The organism is Serratia sp. 22264, from assembly GCF_052045345.1.
In the GTDB taxonomy this organism is placed as follows: Bacteria; Pseudomonadota; Gammaproteobacteria; order Enterobacterales; family Enterobacteriaceae; genus Serratia; species Serratia plymuthica.
Map to the genome: position 1 here is coordinate 155,042 of NZ_JBQEOY010000008.1, position 17,020 is coordinate 172,061.

Annotated in this window: 18 protein-coding genes and 1 tRNA gene; 3 read left to right on the forward strand and 16 right to left on the reverse strand. The window is 54.9% G+C overall.

The features are described 5' to 3' along the window. The first annotated feature begins 11 nt into the window (after window positions 1-11). Window positions 12-185, forward strand: coding sequence for a hypothetical protein (locus ACTJJ1_RS22385; RefSeq protein WP_440835374.1), 174 nt, complete (start codon window positions 12-14; stop codon window positions 183-185). Window positions 186-354: 169 nt separating this feature from the next. Here the strand turns inward: ACTJJ1_RS22385 and ACTJJ1_RS22390 are convergent, their stop codons facing one another. The 11 genes from ACTJJ1_RS22390 to xerD all read right to left on the reverse strand — a co-directional run bounded on the left by ACTJJ1_RS22390 (window position 355) and on the right by xerD (window position 10,776). Next, window positions 355-1,194: an antA/AntB antirepressor family protein gene (locus ACTJJ1_RS22390; RefSeq protein WP_440835376.1), complete on the reverse strand. Its 840-nt coding sequence runs from the start codon at window positions 1,192-1,194 to the stop codon at window positions 355-357. A 111-nt stretch (window positions 1,195-1,305) separates the two neighbouring features. After that, window positions 1,306-1,494, reverse strand: coding sequence for a helix-turn-helix transcriptional regulator (locus ACTJJ1_RS22395; protein WP_440835378.1), 189 nt, complete (start codon window positions 1,492-1,494; stop codon window positions 1,306-1,308). 238 nt (window positions 1,495-1,732) lie between these two features. Beyond that, on the reverse strand, window positions 1,733-2,437 hold the full coding sequence (locus ACTJJ1_RS22400; protein ID WP_440835380.1) for a hypothetical protein: 705 nt from the start codon (window positions 2,435-2,437) through the stop codon (window positions 1,733-1,735). A gap of 41 nt (window positions 2,438-2,478) precedes the next feature. After that, a complete protein-coding gene (locus ACTJJ1_RS22405; RefSeq protein ID WP_331634265.1) occupies window positions 2,479-2,832 on the reverse strand; it encodes a hypothetical protein in 354 nt (117 codons plus the stop codon). 145 nt (window positions 2,833-2,977) lie between these two features. Next, window positions 2,978-4,192 (reverse strand): tyrosine-type recombinase/integrase, encoded by a 1,215-nt coding sequence (locus ACTJJ1_RS22410; protein ID WP_440835382.1) that lies wholly within the window; start codon window positions 4,190-4,192, stop codon window positions 2,978-2,980. 164 nt (window positions 4,193-4,356) lie between these two features. Continuing rightward, window positions 4,357-4,430 (reverse strand) — tRNA-Gly (locus ACTJJ1_RS22415). A 170-nt stretch (window positions 4,431-4,600) separates the two neighbouring features. Next, window positions 4,601-6,118, reverse strand: coding sequence for a lysine--tRNA ligase (gene lysS, locus ACTJJ1_RS22420; protein WP_004952400.1), 1,518 nt, complete (start codon window positions 6,116-6,118; stop codon window positions 4,601-4,603). Window positions 6,119-6,127: 9 nt separating this feature from the next. Beyond that, window positions 6,128-7,226, reverse strand: a protein-coding gene (gene prfB, locus ACTJJ1_RS22425; protein ID WP_100220763.1) for a peptide chain release factor 2 whose coding sequence is annotated in 2 segments (ribosomal slippage) — window positions 6,128-7,150 and window positions 7,152-7,226 — 1,098 coding nt in all. Because the reading frame shifts where the segments join, the coding sequence is not laid out codon by codon here. Window positions 7,227-7,392: 166 nt separating this feature from the next. Continuing rightward, window positions 7,393-9,126 carry a single-stranded-DNA-specific exonuclease RecJ gene (gene recJ / locus ACTJJ1_RS22430; protein WP_004952408.1) on the reverse strand — a complete coding sequence of 578 codons (1,734 nt, stop codon included), beginning with the start codon at window positions 9,124-9,126 and terminating at the stop codon, window positions 7,393-7,395. Window positions 9,127-9,132: 6 nt separating this feature from the next. Continuing rightward, complete coding sequence (gene dsbC, locus ACTJJ1_RS22435) at window positions 9,133-9,849, reverse strand: bifunctional protein-disulfide isomerase/oxidoreductase DsbC (RefSeq protein WP_004952410.1); 717 nt, start codon at window positions 9,847-9,849, stop codon at window positions 9,133-9,135. Window positions 9,850-9,876: 27 nt separating this feature from the next. After that, window positions 9,877-10,776, reverse strand: a complete 900-nt coding sequence (gene xerD, locus ACTJJ1_RS22440) for a site-specific tyrosine recombinase XerD (protein WP_004952412.1) — start codon at window positions 10,774-10,776, stop codon at window positions 9,877-9,879. A gap of 106 nt (window positions 10,777-10,882) precedes the next feature. Here xerD and fldB point away from each other — a divergent pair, with 106 nt between their 5' ends. Next, a complete protein-coding gene (gene fldB / locus ACTJJ1_RS22445; RefSeq protein ID WP_004952413.1) occupies window positions 10,883-11,401 on the forward strand; it encodes a flavodoxin FldB in 519 nt (172 codons plus the stop codon). A gap of 37 nt (window positions 11,402-11,438) precedes the next feature. On the opposite strand, the gene creD is transcribed toward fldB, so the two are convergent. The 5 genes from creD to sdhE form a co-directional block, all read right to left on the reverse strand. Next, window positions 11,439-12,803 (reverse strand): cell envelope integrity protein CreD, encoded by a 1,365-nt coding sequence (gene creD, locus ACTJJ1_RS22450; protein ID WP_004952415.1) that lies wholly within the window; start codon window positions 12,801-12,803, stop codon window positions 11,439-11,441. Between the two features lie 84 nt (window positions 12,804-12,887). After that, window positions 12,888-14,306 carry a two-component system sensor histidine kinase CreC gene (creC, locus tag ACTJJ1_RS22455; RefSeq protein ID WP_004952417.1) on the reverse strand — a complete coding sequence of 473 codons (1,419 nt, stop codon included), beginning with the start codon at window positions 14,304-14,306 and terminating at the stop codon, window positions 12,888-12,890. Continuing rightward, window positions 14,303-14,998 carry a two-component system response regulator CreB gene (gene creB / locus ACTJJ1_RS22460; RefSeq protein ID WP_004952420.1) on the reverse strand — a complete coding sequence of 232 codons (696 nt, stop codon included), beginning with the start codon at window positions 14,996-14,998 and terminating at the stop codon, window positions 14,303-14,305. The genes creC and creB overlap by 4 nt, the downstream gene beginning before the upstream one ends. Next, window positions 14,998-15,420, reverse strand: coding sequence for a protein YgfX (locus ACTJJ1_RS22465; RefSeq protein WP_004952425.1), 423 nt, complete (start codon window positions 15,418-15,420; stop codon window positions 14,998-15,000). Before ACTJJ1_RS22465 ends, creB begins: the two co-directional genes overlap by 1 nt. Continuing rightward, window positions 15,401-15,667, reverse strand: coding sequence for an FAD assembly factor SdhE (gene sdhE, locus ACTJJ1_RS22470; protein ID WP_004952428.1), 267 nt, complete (start codon window positions 15,665-15,667; stop codon window positions 15,401-15,403). The genes ACTJJ1_RS22465 and sdhE overlap by 20 nt, the downstream gene beginning before the upstream one ends. Window positions 15,668-15,991: 324 nt before the next feature. Here sdhE and ygfZ point away from each other — a divergent pair, with 324 nt between their 5' ends. Then, the gene (gene ygfZ, locus ACTJJ1_RS22475) at window positions 15,992-16,978 is read left to right on the forward strand and encodes a tRNA-modifying protein YgfZ (protein ID WP_440835388.1); all 987 of its coding nucleotides are present in this window, start codon (window positions 15,992-15,994) and stop codon (window positions 16,976-16,978) included. The last annotated feature ends 42 nt before the right edge of the window (window positions 16,979-17,020 follow it).

Sequence of the window (17,020 nt, forward strand, 5' to 3'; positions counted from 1 at the left end):
GAGCTATATCGATGGTAAAAAATGCACTTTGTATTTTGGTGGCCGTGTTTGCCTTATACAATGCCAATAAAGCTATAATTTGGATTAAAAGTTTAGTCTCCGGCGAATCCAAGCTCTGCCACGCCCCTAATGACAAAGATCCATTTAAAATGGTGGATTGCTCAAGCATTGAACCAAAGGGCTGATGGAATGCTAATTGTATGCCTGATACATAATTAAAACAGCTGAAGTCAGAAGGCGGAATTCCGCCTTCTGTTAAGTTGACCCGATCAATCGATGTGATAGTCTGACTTTGTTTCGATTCTATGTAATGACACTGGCGGCCCTGCAAGGCCGATTTTCTTTTATGCCCCCTCATTCCAGCCCTCCCAGACGTTTAGCCAGCCAGCGCTGTGACAGGCGCATCAGCTCGGCTTTGCGCTGGTGATATTCCTGCCCAAGCTCGATCAGCGTGATATTGGTGCTTTCCAGATAGGTGAGGTGATCCAGTTGATCCGCGTCCATACCGTCACGTGGATCGCCAGCTACGCCGTTCACCTGAGCCCATTGCTTGCTCGTCAGCCCGCACAGCACAATCTTAGCTATCATGTTGCTTTCGTTGCTGTAGTGGCGCTGTAGCGTCTGCTTACCCTGTTCGGCGCGGGCCGCATCCAGTGCAGCGCACATTGGTTTAAACAGGTTGGCGGCCCCTATGCGGGCCTTGAGCTGGCGGCGATACTGTGCGGCAATTTCCGGCACGCTGCGGTTTAATGCTTCCTCACACTGGATGAAATAGCGGCGAACGGCGCGACCCTGGTCGTTGCGTTCTACCATCGCCAGTTCTTTACTCATTCCCAGCGATAAGCCGTAATCCTTGCTACGCCGATCACCACCACGCTTCGATACCCATCCGCCCTCCTGCTGGTCAATATTTGCGCTTTGATTCCTGAAATCTAAGGAATCAAAAACTGCGTAATCCGTTCCCAATACGAAGCCATATTCATCAATGCGGAGCTTTATCCATGTAGAGAAGTCATTGCCCACACCCAGAGCTTTATGTAACGACTTCGCGCTCACAATATTGCTTTCACGCCCACCGATCTGACCGGAAATAACCGGCACCAAGGTGGCGAAGTCATTGCCGTTAATGGCGCTATGGCTTTCTTTGGGGTGAGTTTGGCCCCGGCCAGTGTTGGCCGTATTTTTCAGTTTCATTTGCTATTCCTCGTTAAAGCTTTTGATTGCTGTTGCGATAGCCAGATGGTGCATTAAAACTTTCGCAACAACACGCAACATATGAACACCCGATATTCTTTATCAAATGATCTACTTGCGGGACTCATCAATGCGTTGATTTATCCAGTCATCAACTTCACTTTCAACGAAGGCAATGGAGCGAGCTCCAATCTTCACTGCGGATGGAAAGCGCCTCAAACTCACAAGTCGATAAAGCCAAGCCTTACTGAAACCAGTTCGTCGTTGCACTTCTGGAAGACGAATTAATATTTTTGGCATTGTATAACTCCTATAGTGGCTCACGGTCTACAGGGCTATATTTATAGATAATTATCTCAAAAAACAGATCTGACGTTACTAAAGCGCTAAGCCATTGAAGATTGAAACAGGTGAGATGTTAGAGATGAATTTGATATGAAAAAACAGCCCTCCGCTAAAAAAACACCTCAAAAATCCAAAAGGGATAAGGGGTTTCTCATCGAAGAGGCTACCTGTTTAACTCAATGATTAAATTGATTTATTTCCTGCCACCACTTTTTAATTCATCTGGCCGCAATACACTATCAATTGATTTTGCAAAAGCGTCTGAGCATCCATGATTTTCCTTCAAAAAATTAACGATATCACTGGATTTTGGCGATGTGCCTCGCTCACCCGGATCATATGTTGACCAGAACTCTTTAAGCACTATTGATATCAGGTCTAATCCTCTCGAGTGATGACCGTTCAAGAAAAAAACATCTTCTTGAAGATTATTATTAGTATTAGAGTTTTCCACTTTATTAGTTAGTCTATAGTCAAGTTCGCAATTATCATCTTGATGAATCGGCAAGGGCCAATTAAATTTATTTTTCAGAATCCACTGCTCCACTTCATTTTTTATCAGGGTGCAATTGACACGACTCTCTTGCCCATAGCTATCATCAACAATGACATTAGTAGACTTTAATTCATTATTGTCAACGGAGTCCCATAATGAATCGACGTAATTATTTAGTACATCCGTAGAATCCCTATCTAAATTTGAGTATGGTTTTATAGATAAAATTAAATATGCAACCTCCTTGAGGGTCAAGTTAGTTCTTGATGTAAATGGCAACATCCAATCAGAAATTTCTTGTCGTATTGCATATTCATGGGCTTCCTGGTTGTCAAATAAATTAACCCCCAATAATTTACTTATATCAACTCTACTAAACCCAAAAAAATCCAAATTATTCATAATGTAACCCCAAATATCTTACAATTTATTCTTTCTTTTAGTTAGAACGGAATGTCATCATCAAAATCCATTGGTGGCTCGGATTTATTAATATTTTTAATTGGTACTTGATATGGAGATTCAAGATTACCCTGCTTTATCAACCAACCCAATAATAATTCACTGGTAACATGTATGTCAGCCCCCCAAGTATTAACTCGCCGTGGAACACCAGCATCTTCCTTAATCAAAAGTTCCGGCACAGCCCCACTTACAGTTTGTATTTTAAGCAGAATCCACTCAGCCACATCACTTACTGACATTTCTGGGTGTAAATCAGTAATTTTGGTAATTAACTCTCGTACGCTAATGAATGCCTGCCTCCTGGCTTGCAATTCATCCAAAGGGTTATCCATACGCCACCTCACGCCCTCTCAGTTCTTGGCGGCTATGCCAACTCGTAGAGGTGTACGAGGTTTCGGGAGCTACCCTAGACATAGCCTTTTCTTTATTTGTCTACACAAGTCTACTGCGGTCTATTAGCACTGTCCATGTATCCAGTCAGGCCTGTTTTACGAACACTCCATGCACCACATTTCCCCCATGCTCTAGACTTTCCATGTAGTCGGCATACCACTGAAGCATTTCCCGGCGACCATCCAAGTATTGGGCATGGTTGTATGTGCCACGGATAGAATTTTTATCGACATGGGCCAACTGAGTTTCAATCCAAGCGGTGTTATAGCCCTGCTCGTGCAGAATGGTGCTCATGGTGTGGCGGAAGCCGTGGCCTGTTACACGGCCGGCATAACCAATGCGTCGAACCAGCACATTCATAGCCATTTCGCTTATTGGCTTGCTGTGATGGATCCTGCCTGGAAACACGTAGCTGTAATGACCGGTCAGCGGTTTTAGCTGTTCCAGAATGCTAATAGCCTGGTCGGATAAAGGTACACAATGAGGACGGCGTTTCTTCATGCGTTCGGGCGGCACTTCCCAGAGCCGGTTATCAAAATCAAACTCCGACCATTCAGCCTTACGAAGTTCTCCTGGCCTTGTCCCTGTGATAATAAGCAAGCGCATAGCCAGCTTAACGATCAGGCTGCCGGTATATGTGTTAAAGATGCGGAAAAACTCGGGCAACTCGGCAACTGACAAGAAGGCGTAGTGTTCTTTTTTATGCGGTGAGAACGCGCTGGCGAGATCCGGAGCTGGGTTATATTCAGCCCTACCGGTGACGATGGCATATTTCCATACCTCCCCACACCGCTGGCGCACCTTGCGTAATTTCTCTGTTGCGCCACGTTCGTCGAGTTTAGAAAGCGTCCCCATAAGCTCCATTGGCTTTATTTCGGCAATTGGCCGATGGCCTATGTATGGGAAAACATCGCTCTCAAACGTTTTCATCATCTCTTCTGCGTAGGACTCTGACCAGCGATCGCGCCGCTTGCCGTACCATTCCCGCGCAATCCCCTCGAAGGTATTGCCAGTCACATCTTGCCGATCTCGTTTCTGCTGCTTCCTGGCTTCGCTGGGGTTAATGCCCGATGCCACCAGCTTTTTAGCCTCATCGCGCTTTTGCCTTGCGTCGGTTAGTGAAACTGTGGGGTATGTGCCGAGGGAAAGCATTTTTGGTTTACCGTCGAAGCGGTAGCGAAAGCGCCAGCCTTTGGAACCGTTCGGCTCAATGAGTATAGAAAGCCCACCGCCATCACTGAGTGTATAGGGCTTGTCTTGCGGCTTAGAGCGCCGTAGCTCAAGGTCTGTGAGGGGCATTGTGTATAGCTCCGAGGTAAATCAAACGTCCTATACTCATTACTATACACATGGATGTATAGATTTGGGTAGATGTGTGTAGACGTTGAGATAACGAGCTTTTACCGAGAAGCTTGTGATTACTGGGTTTAGTGGGCTTTGGTAGACGTTGGGAGAGGTGTGTTTGGAGCGGGTGAAGGGAATCGAACCCTCGTATGCAGCTTGGGAAGCTGCCGTTCTACCATTGAACTACACCCGCATCGGTGTGCGACTGGCATTATAACCGGTTATCCACGCCGGGCAAGCGGAGATAGCGCGTAACTGCCGATGTTTTAAGCAGTTAGCCGCATCGGCCCCCTGTTTCCTTCCAATAAGCGAAAAAAAACCGGCGCAGTCGCCTGCACCGGTTGATGTTCACACCGCAAAAGATTATTTCTGCGGGCGCATTGCCGGGAACAGAATCACATCGCGGATGGTGTGGCTGTTGGTGAACAGCATAACCATGCGATCGATACCGATACCCAAGCCAGCCGTCGGCGGCAGGCCGTGCTCCAGCGCGGTGACGTAGTCTTCGTCGTAGAACATCGCTTCGTCATCGCCTGCGTCTTTCGCATTCACCTGGTCAGCAAAGCGCTGCGCCTGGTCTTCCGCATCGTTCAGCTCGGAGAAGCCGTTACCGATTTCACGCCCGCCAATGAAGAACTCGAAACGGTCGGTGATTTCCGGGTTCTCATCATTACGGCGCGCCAGCGGGGACACTTCCGCCGGGTATTCGGTAATGAAGGTCGGCTGAATCAGGTGGCTTTCCGCCACTTCCTCGAAGATCTCGGTGACTACACGGCCCAGACCCCAGCTCTTCTCAATCTTGATGCCGATGGATTCAGCGATAGCCACCGCCTTACCCATGTCAGCCAGATCGGCCAGATCGGTTTCAGGACGGTATTTTTTGATCGCCTCGGTCATGGTCAGTTTTTCAAACGGCTTGCCGAAATCGAACACTTCGTCACCGTACTGCACCTGAGTTTTGCCCAGCACGTCCTGAGTCAGGGTGCGGAACAGCGACTCTGTCAGCTCGATGAGGTCTTTGTAATCCGCGTAAGCCATATAGAGTTCCATCATGGTGAACTCTGGGTTATGACGCGGAGAAACGCCTTCGTTACGGAAGTTACGGTTGATTTCGAACACCCGCTCGAAGCCCCCGACCACCAGACGCTTCAGGTACAGCTCCGGGGCAATACGCAGGTACATATCGATGTCCAGCGCATTGTGGTGAGTCACGAATGGACGCGCAGAAGCGCCGCCCGGGATCACCTGCATCATTGGGGTTTCGACTTCCATGAAGCCGCGTTCCACCATGAAGTTGCGGATCCCCGCCATCACCTGAGAACGCACCTTGAAGGTGTTGCGCGATTCATCGTTGGCGATCAGGTCCAGATAACGCTGGCGATAACGGGTTTCCTGATCGGCCAGACCGTGGAACTTGTCCGGCAACGGGCGCAGGGCCTTGGTCAGCAGGCGCAGTTCGGTACAGTGAATAGACAGCTCGCCGGTCTTGGTTTTGAACAGCTTGCCGCGAGCGCCAAGGATATCGCCCAGATCCCACTTCTTGAACTGCTCGTTATAAACGCCTTCCGCCAGATCGTCGCGCGCGACGTAAAGCTGAATACGGCCACCGACGTCCTGCAGCGTCACGAATGACGCTTTACCCATGATACGACGAGTCATCATGCGGCCTGCAACGGTAACTTCTACGCCCAGCGCTTCCAGCTCTTCGTTATCTTTATCGCCGTATGCAGCGTGCAGCTTGTCGGACGTGGTGTCGCGACGGAAATCATTCGGGAACGCAATGCCGTTCTCGCGCAGCCCGGCCAGTTTCTCACGGCGTGACTGCAACTCGTTATTGAGTTCCAACGCCTGATCGGCGCCCTGTGGTTGTTGCTCAGACATTTCTGTTCCTCATAACCCGGCTTTCAAACTTGCCTCAATGAATTTATCCAGGTCGCCATCTAATACGGCCTGCGTGTTACGCGTTTCAACGTTGGTGCGCAAATCCTTGATGCGGGAATCATCCAGCACGTAAGAACGGATTTGACTGCCCCAGCCGATGTCGGACTTGTTGTCTTCCATCTGCTGTTTATCAGCATTTTTCTTTTGCATCTCAAACTCGTACAGCTTGGCTCGCAGCTGTTTAAACGCTTGATCCTTGTTCTTATGCTGAGAACGGTCGTTCTGGCACTGCACCACAATGTTGGTCGGCAAGTGGGTAATACGTACCGCCGACTCGGTTTTGTTTACGTGCTGACCACCCGCACCGGAGGCGCGGTAAACGTCAATACGCAGATCTGCCGGGTTGATGTCGATATCGATATCGTCATCCACTTCCGGATAGATAAACACCGAGCTAAACGAGGTATGACGGCGGCCGCCGGAGTCGAACGGGCTCTTGCGCACCAGGCGATGCACGCCGGTTTCAGTGCGCAACCAGCCGAACGCGTAGTCGCCGATAATCTTGATGGTGGCGGATTTCAGCCCCGCGACGTCGCCGTCGGACTCTTCGATCACTTCCGTTTTGAAGCCCTTGGATTCAGCCCAGCGCAGGTACATGCGCAACAGCATGCTGGCCCAATCCTGTGCTTCGGTGCCGCCGGAGCCGGCCTGGATGTCCAGGTAGCAATCCGCGCTGTCATATTCACCGGAGAACATACGGCGGAACTCTAATTGTTCCAGCTTGGCAGACAGTTGATCGAGTTCGGCTACGGCTTCGGTAAAGGTTTCTTCATCGTCGGCTTCAACCGCCAGTTCCAGCAGGCCGGTGACGTCTTCGCCGCCCTGTTCCAGTTGATCGATGGTTTCCACGATGGCTTCAAGCGCCGCGCGCTCTTTACCCAGCGCCTGTGCGCGCTCGGGGTCGTTCCAAACATCAGGCTGTTCCAGCTCGGCGTTGACTTCTTCTAGGCGTTCTTTCTTGGCATCATAGTCAAAGATACCCCCTAAGAACGGCAGTCCGCTCGGACAGGTCCTGAATTCGGTTTTTTACCGGATTAATTTCAAACATGGTTTTTAGCGTTCTTTTACGTTGATGTCGTCGATGGCGAAATGCCATTAGAACCGGTAATTCTATCGGATCCGGGCGTCAGTTTATAGCGAGTTGGTCAGTTTTTGTGGGGGGAAGGATGTGTATCTGAATCAGGCGCGGCATCACCGCGCCCGTTCAGGAAAAATCAACGCGGCCAGAGGTGCTGGATCAATAACTGCACGTTGCGGTTACCACGGAACTCATTGACATCGAGCTTGTAGGCCAGCTCCACTTCACGCACGCTGCTGTCGGGCCACAGGGTGGTGTCCACGTTGAAGGCGATGCCGTCGAGCAACGGGCCGCCACCAAGCGGCTCCACCATCAGCTTCAGGTGTTTCTCGCCCACCAACCGCTGTTGCAGGATACGGAACCTACCGTCGAACGTCGGTTCCGGGAACGCCTGCCCCCAGGGGCCCCCCTCGCGCAACAGCTCCGCCGTTTCCAGCGAAAGCTCCTGCATCGCCAGTTCGCCGTCGGACCAGATAACCCCTTCCAGCATCGCCGGATCGAGCCATTCCCCCACCAGTTCGCCAAAGCGCTGACGAAACTCGTCGAATTTGGCCTCTTCCAACGACAACCCGGCGGCCATCGCATGGCCGCCGAACTTCATCATCAAACCCGGATTCAGCGTATCCAGCCGCTCCAGCGCGTCGCGCATGTGCAGGCCGGCTATCGAACGGCCGGAACCTTTCAGAATGCCCTCGCCCGCCGGCGCAAACGCAATCACCGGGCGGTGAAAACGTTCTTTGATGCGCGAGGCCAGAATGCCCACCACGCCCTGATGCCATTCGGGATGATACATCGCCAGCCCATACGGCAAAGCGGTGCTGCTGCGCTCCAGTTCGTCGCACAACTGCAAGGCCTCGACCTGCATGCCCTGCTCAATCTCACGCCTTGTCAGGTTAAGCGCATCGAGATCGTTGGCCAGCATGCGCGCCTGCGCAATGTCATCGCTCAGCAACAACGCCACGCCAATCGACATGTCGTCCAGCCGCCCGGCGGCATTGAGCCGCGGCCCCAGCGCAAAACCAAGATCGTTGGCCGCCAGTTGGCGCGCGTCACGGTTGGCCACTTCCAGCAGCGCCCGGATGCCCGGCCGACACTTGCCGGCGCGAATGCGATTCAGGCCCTGATACACCAAAATGCGGTTATTGGCGTCAAGCGGCACTACGTCGGCAACCGTGCCGAGAGCGACCAGATCCAACAGTTCTGCCAGGTTCGGCATCGCCAACGCACGTTGTTCAAACCAACCGCTTTCACGCAGCCGGGCACGCAACGCCAGCATCAGATAGAAAGCCACACCGACGCCGGCCAAGGATTTGGAGGGGAACTCACAGCCGCGCAGGTTCGGGTTGACGATCGCTTCCGCCGCCGGCAAGGTTTCCCCCGGCAGGTGGTGGTCGGTGACCAGTACCTGCATACCCTTGGCGTGCGCCACGTCAACGCCCGCATGGGAAGAGATGCCGTTATCCACGGTCAGGATCAACTCTGCACCGCGCGCCGCCGCCTGCTCGACCACTTCCGGGCTCAGACCGTAGCCGTCCTCGAATCGGTTCGGCACCAGGTAGTCAACCGCACTGCCGCCCATGCTGCGCAACGCCAACACCGTCAACGCGGTACTGGTGGCGCCATCGGCGTCGAAGTCCCCCACCACCATGATGCGGCGACTCGCGGCCAACGCCTGTTGCAGAATGCCAACGGCGGTGTCGATGCCGTCCAATTGCTGCCAGGGCAGCATGCCTTTGACGCTGCGCTCCAGTTCCTGTTCAGCCTTAACGCCGCGTAGCGCGTATAAACGGCGCAGTAGCGGATGCAGGCCAGCAGGCAGATGGCTGTCGTCCGTCGCCGCACGGCGGCGTAGTTGTGTTTTGAGGCTCACCGGCGATTAACCACCGGTTTTGGTTGCGGTCTGATGCGCATCCAGCATGGCGGCCATCTCTTTCGGCCCCTGATAGCCCGGGATCATCATGCCGTTTTCCAGAATGATCGCCGGAGTGCCCTGAATGCCGAACTGCACGCCAAGCGCATAGTGTTTGCTGATGTCGGTTTTACAGGTCGCCGGGGACACTGCATCGCCTTTCATGGCGGAATCGAAAGCCTTGGCCTTGTCGGCGGTGCACCAGATTGACTGCATGTCTTTCTCGGCCTGGGAGTTCAGCCCCTGGCGTGGGAACGCCAGATAGCGGACGGTAATGCCCAAGTCGTTATATTCTTTCATCTGCTGGTGCAGCTTGTGGCAATAGCCGCAGGTGATGTCGGTAAACACGGTGATCACGTGTTTTTCTTTTGGCGCTTTGTAGACGATCATCTGATCTTTCAGCGCTTCCAGCTTGCCGGTCAGCAATTGGTTGGTGACGTTAACCGGTTCTTTGCCGCTGACGTCGTACAGCGGGCCTTGCAGAATGTGTTTGCCGTCTTCGGTCACGTACAGCACGCCGTTATCGGTCAGCACGGTTTTCAGGCCGTTAACCGGTGAAGGCTGCACTTCCGCCTGCTGAATGCCCAGGCTGCCGAGCGCTTTTTTGATTGCCGCATCGTCGGCGTGGGCCGCACCGGTCACCGAAGCCACCAGCAGAGAGAGCAGCATTAAACCTTTATTCATTCTTCCAATCCTTTTGAGCCCGGCGTGTCACGCACGCGGGTGATGCTGTTGATGTAGCTGTTTAAGTCGTTCGGTCGCTACATGCGTATAAATTTGCGTGGTCGAGAGGTCGCTGTGCCCCAATAACATCTGTACGACACGGAGATCGGCCCCGTGGTTCAGCAAATGGGTGGCAAATGCGTGGCGCAACACGTGCGGTGACAGCCTCTCGCTATCAATACCCGCTAGGATCGCATAGTGTTTGATGCGATGCCAGAACGTCTGTCGGGTCATTTGCTGGCAGCGGTTGCTTGGGAACAGCACATCCAGCGCCTGGCCGTTGACCATCCACGGGCGGCCGTGCTCCAGATAATTTTCGATCCAGTACACCGCCTCCTCGCCCAGCGGCACCAGCCGTTCCTTGTTGCCTTTACCGATCACCCGCACCACGCCCTGGCGCAGGCTGACGTCGCTGATGGTCAGCCCGACCAGTTCGGACACTCGCAGACCGGTGGCGTACAGCACTTCCAGCATCGCCTTGTCTCGCAACTCCAGCGGCTGATCGACGCATGGTGCCTGCAACAAGGCATCGACTTGCGCTTCGCTCAAATCTTTCGGCAGCCGCTGCGGCAGCTTCGGCGAGGCGAGCAGCGCGGTCGGATCGTCTTCCCGCAGCTTTTCACGGTACAGATACTGGAACAGGCGGCGCATGGCGCTCAGCAAACGCGCAGAGCTGGTCGCCTTGTAGCCCCCCGCCACCCGTTCGGCGAGAAACGCCTGCAAATCCAGCGCCTGCGCCTGTAACAACGAGGTATTTTGATGGTTCAGCCAGGCGCTCAGCGCCTGCAGATCCAGCCGGTAAGAGGCCAGCGTATTTTCTGCCAGATTGCGTTCGAGCCAAAGCGCATCCAGGAATTGCTCAATCAGCGCACTCTCTTGCTGTTGCACGCGGTCCTCTCTTTGTTAGCTTTCCACCTGCGCCATTATGCCTTAAGCCAGTGCAAATCTGGTACACTCGATGCCATTCCACGAACGGTAACATAACGGTTTAAAAATGAAGATTGGTCTGTTTTACGGCTCCAGCACCTGCTACACCGAGATGGCGGCAGAAAAAATCCGTGAGATTCTGGGCGAAGACCTGGTCGACCTGCACAACCTGAAAGACGTCTCCCCGCAACTGATGGAAGAATATTCCATCCTGATCCTCGGCATTCCTACCTGGGATTTCGGTGAATTGCAGGAAGACTGGGAAGCGATTTGGCCGCAACTGACGACGCTGGATCTGAAAGGAAAAATCGTCGCCATGTATGGCATGGGCGATCAACTCGGTTACGGCGAATGGTTCCTCGATGCGCTCGGCATGTTGCACGATCACATCGCCCCGCTCGGCGTGCAGTTTATCGGTTTCTGGCCCATTGAAGGCTTTGAATTCACCAGCCCGAAACCGCTGAGCGCCGATGGCAAACACTTCGTCGGCCTGGCGCTGGATGAAGTGAACCAATACGACATGAGCGAAGACCGCCTGCAACAGTGGTGCGAACAGATCCTGTTGGAGATGGAGCCGCTGCTGTAATGCCAATGGGCGCTATTGCCGCGCCCAACGCCTCTGCCTATTTCCACAACCGGAAGCGGTTTTCGCCGTCACCGGTCGGCGTTTCACCGCTCAACCGCGCCGGATCGGCCACCTGATACCAGTCCAGCTTGCGCGTCAGCAGCATTATCCCCGCCAGAATAGCGAACAGCAGCCCTGCCCCGAGCACCAGCGCATTATCTTCCGACTGCAACAGCAGGTACAACACGCCATAAAGCATCAGCAGGCTACCGGCGAATATCGCCCCGCGCCGCTTACCGCGCAGCACCGCGCTGAGATAAAAGGCAATCAGGCCGCTGCAGGCCACGCTGGCCAACAGGTAGGCGGTGGCGAAACCGAAATGTTCGGAGAACGCCAGCAGGATCAGGTAGAACAGCACCAGCGCGGCACCGACCAGCAGATACTGGATCGGATGCACCCGCAGGCCGGTCAGGGTTTCGAACAGGAAGAACGCCATGAACGTCAGCCCGATGAACAACACGGCATATTTCACCGCACGTTCGGTCAGTTGATAGTGATCTACAGGTTCAATCAGGCTGGCGCTGAAGGCCGGCAACTTGTCTTCGTCAATGATCCCATCGTCATAATGAAACGCACTGTTGATGTTGTTGGCGAACCAGGTGCTGCGCCAGCGGGCGCTGAAGCCTTTTTCCGTCACCTTGCGTTCATCCGGCAGGAAGTTGCCGAGGAAATTGGGGTGCGGCCAGTTGCTTTGCAGCGTTAATTCGCTGCTGCGGCCGAGCGGCACCAGTGACAAGCTGCTGGTACCCGCCAGCGTTAGGGTAAAGTCGGCATCCAGTCCCTCTTTTTGCAACGCGGCAAGCTGCAATGGCGCATGGATGCCCTGCGGCAACGTATCCACGCGAGTGCCCGGTTCAAAGGTGGTTGGCGGCTGGGTGCTGGCAAGTGGCGAGATGCTCTTGATACCCCGTGAGTCGCTGAGCGCAACCAGCAAATATGGCTGCTCAAGAGTCACGTTGCTGCGCTGCAAATCAGCCAAGTCCGGCTGACCGAATTTCACCTGAAACTTTAACGGCCCCTGATATACCTGGGTTTGATAGATACCCAGCTTGCGTACCTCTACATTCGGCTTGCCGCTAACCTGTAAACTCTCCGGCAGCAGATAACGATAATGCCTCACTCTCTGCACTACCGGTTGCCCCTTGTCGTCCTTCTTCTCTTCCCGCTCGATATAAGGGATGACAATCAAGGGCCCCAAAATGCGCTGCGCCCGGCTGGTGCTTTCACTCACCTGCCCAACCACGCTCTGGCGATAGCCACTGCGCTCCTCAATCACGTTCATCAACTGCGTCACCGGGATAATCATTAAAATCATCAATCCCAGCAGAGTGGTTATTTTCCAAAACAGTACCGATTTCATCATCGCTGCGCGCTCCTTGTAGGTAATGGCGCCACGATAAAACCGGCAAGTGAAAACAGGATGTGGTTATGTGAAGGGACGGTGAAGTCAGAGCGATAAAGTGAAAACGGCTACCACGCCGTGCGGTTGGCGGTTGTACAACTGAATGCCGCCCCGGTGCAATCGCGCCACTTCCTGCACAAAGTTCAAGCCCAGCCCGCTGCTTTTGGGTTTATCGGCCCGCGCCAGCGAATAGAAACGCTCGAACACTTTGTCCAGCGCGTAGTCCGGGATGCCGCTGCCGTTGTCGCTGACGGTGATGAGGTAGTGACTCTCCCGGCGCTCGCCGCACACGCTGACGGCACCGCCCGGCGGGGTGAAATCCAGCGCGTTGTCGAGCAGATTGGTCAGCGCCTGGCTAATCAGCAGCCCATCGCCGGTCAGTGTGATCGCCTCCAGCGCATCCACCTGCAACACAACGCCGCGCTGCGCCGCCTGAGCTTCTTTGCCCGCCACCGCCTGGCTCACCAGCGTCGCCATCGCCAGCGGTGCCAATTCCAGGCCGGGCCGGCTCTCGAGCCGCGCCTGCACCAGCAACTTATCCACCAATTGCTGAATACGGGCGCTTTGTTGCTCGATATTGGTCAAAAATCGCCGGGCAGTCGCCGGCGGCGGCAATTCCTGCAGCAACTCGGCTGCGCCGCGGATCGCCGCCAGCGGGCTTTTCAACTCGTGGGTCAGGGTATGTACGTACTGTTCGATATAAGCTTTACCTTCCAGCTTCATCCGCATACTTTCCAGCGCTTGCGCCAGTTGCGTCAGCTCGTGGCTGCCCATTTTTGGCAGCGGCACGCTTTCGCCCTGCGCTACGCCATCGGCATAGTGCACCAATCGGCCAATCGAACGGTTGATCCACCAGACGAAACCCAGCCCGATCAGCAAGGCAATACCCAGCAGCAACGCGCCCGCCCACAGGATCCGCCGCTCGCTGCGCTTGATCACCGGCGCCATGCTGCTGTTCGGTTTACCTACGCTGAGCACGCCGATAATCTTGCCCTGTTCCAGCACCGGCGCGGCGACGTACATCACCGAGCTGCTTTCATCCTGCGGGTTGCTGCGCGTACTGCGTGCGCCATATTGTCCGCGCAGCGTCAGATAAACGTCATTCCAGCGAGAGTAGTTCTGGCCGACCGCCTGGCCGGCAGAGTCAAAAATAACCGTGCCGCGCGCATCGGTGAGGTACACGTGATATTCGCTGCGATCCTTGCGGATACCGGAAATATTAGCGCCAATAGGCCGTTGATTCAGTTGGGTGAATGCCTGCGCCAACTGCCCGTGCGCCACATCGTCGCGCTGCAGGTCCAGACGCGCTATTTGCGCCAGCAGGTTAGCCGTGTCCACCAAGGTGCCTTCGGTCGCACGCCGCACGCCAGGCTTTACTTCCTGTACGAAGATGCTCAGTACGAAATAGCCCGCCACCGCCACAATCAGGAAATACCCCAGCAGCAGGCGCAGGCCGATTCTCATGCTAGGCGGCTCACGCTGTAGCCCATGCCCCGGTGGGTGTGAATAGGCGGTTCACCGGGATCTATCGCTCGCAGCTTGGCGCGCAGCGTTTTGATGTGGGTGTCGACGGTGCGATCCAGGCTTTCTTCCGCTTGCGCCCAAACGCTGTCCATCAGTTGCTGGCGTGAAAACACCCGGCCAGGCGCCAGCAGCAGCGTTTTCAACAGCAGAAATTCGTAGCGGGTCAGCGGCAGCGGTTGCTGATGGTAATAAAGGATCGCTCCGGGTTCATCCAGGTCAAAAGGACCAAAGGTGTACAGCGCCGGCTGTTGCAGGCGCTGCTGTTTTTGCAGGCGACGCAGAATGGTGCGCACGCGAGCGCTGACTTCGCGGGGAGAAAAAGGTTTGGCGACGTAATCGTCCGCGCCTATCTCCAGCCCGATCAGGCGATCGACTTCGTCACTGCGGGCGGTGAGAAACAGAATGGGCAAATCCGCCGACTGCGACAACAAACGGCGGCACAGTTCAAAACCGTTGATATCCGGCAGGCCGACATCGAGGATGACCAGCGCGGGCGCTCCTTGCGCCAACGCCTGCAATGCCGGCTCGCCACGTTCGAACCAGCGTACCTGAAAGCCTTCGCTCTCCAGGGTGTAAATCAGCGTATCGGCAATGCTGGGTTCATCCTCCACCAGCCAGAGCGTCGGCTTCATCAGGGTTCCTCGTCATCATCGGCCGACGGGTGCAACAACAACTGGCGCAGATGCCGCCATTCGGCTTTGCCCATGCTGTCGGAGGCCAGCCACAGCCGGCGGCGTTTTTTGCCCTGCGTCGGCTGCAGCGTCAGCAAAATGCCGAAACGCGGCATCCAGGGTTGCTTTGCCAGCAACCATTCCTGTCCGTGCCAACTTAAACGCTTATTCGCCAGCAGACGCAGTTCACCCTGCCGCGACGCAATGCGTTTTTGGCTTCGGATGCATTCAAATACCACCAGCGTCAACAACACCAGCCAGATCGGGCCGTAGCCTTCCGGCCAGGGCGAAATCAGGATCAGCAGGATCAGAACGCCGTGGGTCAGCAGCGAGAGTAGCTGGGTGCGCCAGGAAATGCGGACATTACATCGCCACTGGGCCACGGTCTTTATTTCGCGTCTGGATCAGTGTCACCATTCTCTGCAGTTCACTGTCTTGCGGAGCGCCATGATTCATCAACCAGTTGAACAGATCGGGATCGTCGCTCTCAAGCAGGCGGATAAACAACGCTTTGTCTGTGTCATTCAACTGGTCGTACTCATGCTCGAAGAACGGCATGATTGAGATGTCCAGTTCACGCATGCCACGGCGGCAGGCCCAGTGAATACGTGCTTTATTATTAATATCCATGTTGTTATGACTAACCTCTTTTCGGCGTGGCAAAAGCCATCGCAGGGTTCAACCGACACACTGTATGGCAACACCTGCGCGATATAATTCCATCGGCCAAAGATCTGTCTGCAAGGGTTACCTTTGGCCGTAATCCCATAGAGTAACAATTTGACATACTCGCCGGGAAGGACGTTCTCTACGTAAAGTGGAATAAAGCGCTAAATGTCAAAAAAAGCGCTGCCGAGGCGGCAAGCGTGAATAACAGTTTGCAAAGCCCGCCGCCTCTTTTACCATGGGGCCAACACACCTTCAGGTAAGCTAAACGTTAAGCAGGATCTTACTATGGCGTATAAAATTCCATTTCCACCCCGTCAGCCTTCCGCCTCCTCCCATCTGCCCCTGACCCTGATCTCTCTGGAGGATTGGGCGCTGGTGACGCTGAGCGGCCCGGACAGGGTGAAATACCTCCAGGGCCAGGTGACTGCAGACATCGAAGCGCTGGCGGCCGATCGTCACGTGCTGTGCGCCCACTGCGATGCCAAGGGCAAAATGTGGAGCAACCTGCGTCTGTTCCACCGCGGTGAAGACTTCGCCTATCTGGAACGCCGCAGCGTACTGGACAGCCAACTGGCGGAAATCAAGAAATACGCGGTGTTCTCCAAGCTCACCATCGCCGTCGATAGCGAAGCGGTGCTGCTGGGCGTAGCCGGTTTTCAGGCTCGCGCAGCGTTGGCGGGCGTCTTCAACAACCTGCCGGATGCGGAGCATCAGGTGGTGCAGGACGGTGAAACCACCCTGCTGCACTTCTCTGCGCCGGCGGAACGTTTTCTGCTGGTGACCACCGCCGCGGTGGCCGAACAATTAACGGGCAAACTGAACGAGCAGGCAGAACTGAACGACAGCCAACAATGGCTGACGCTGGATATCGAAGCCGGTTACCCGGTGATTGACGCCGCCAACAGCGGGCAGTTGATTCCACAGGCCACCAACCTGCAGGCGCTGGAGGGCATCAGCTTCAGCAAGGGCTGCTATACCGGCCAGGAGATGGTAGCTCGTGCCAAATTCCGCGGCGCCAACAAGCGTGCGCTGTACTGGCTGGAAGGCAACGCCGGGCGGGTGCCGCTGGCCGCTGAGGATCTCGAACTGCAGTTGGGCGATAACTGGCGCCGGACCGGTACGGTGTTGGCCGCCGGCAAGCTGGCCGATGGCCGGCTTTGGGTGCAAGCGGTGTTGAATAACGATTTGGATGCCGACAGCAAACTGCGGGTACGTGACGATGCCGCCAGTCAGTTGACGATCAAACCCTTGCCGTATTCGCTGGAAGCGTAAGGGTTCAGCACGCAGAATCCGTGGGCGCAACCTGTTGCGCCC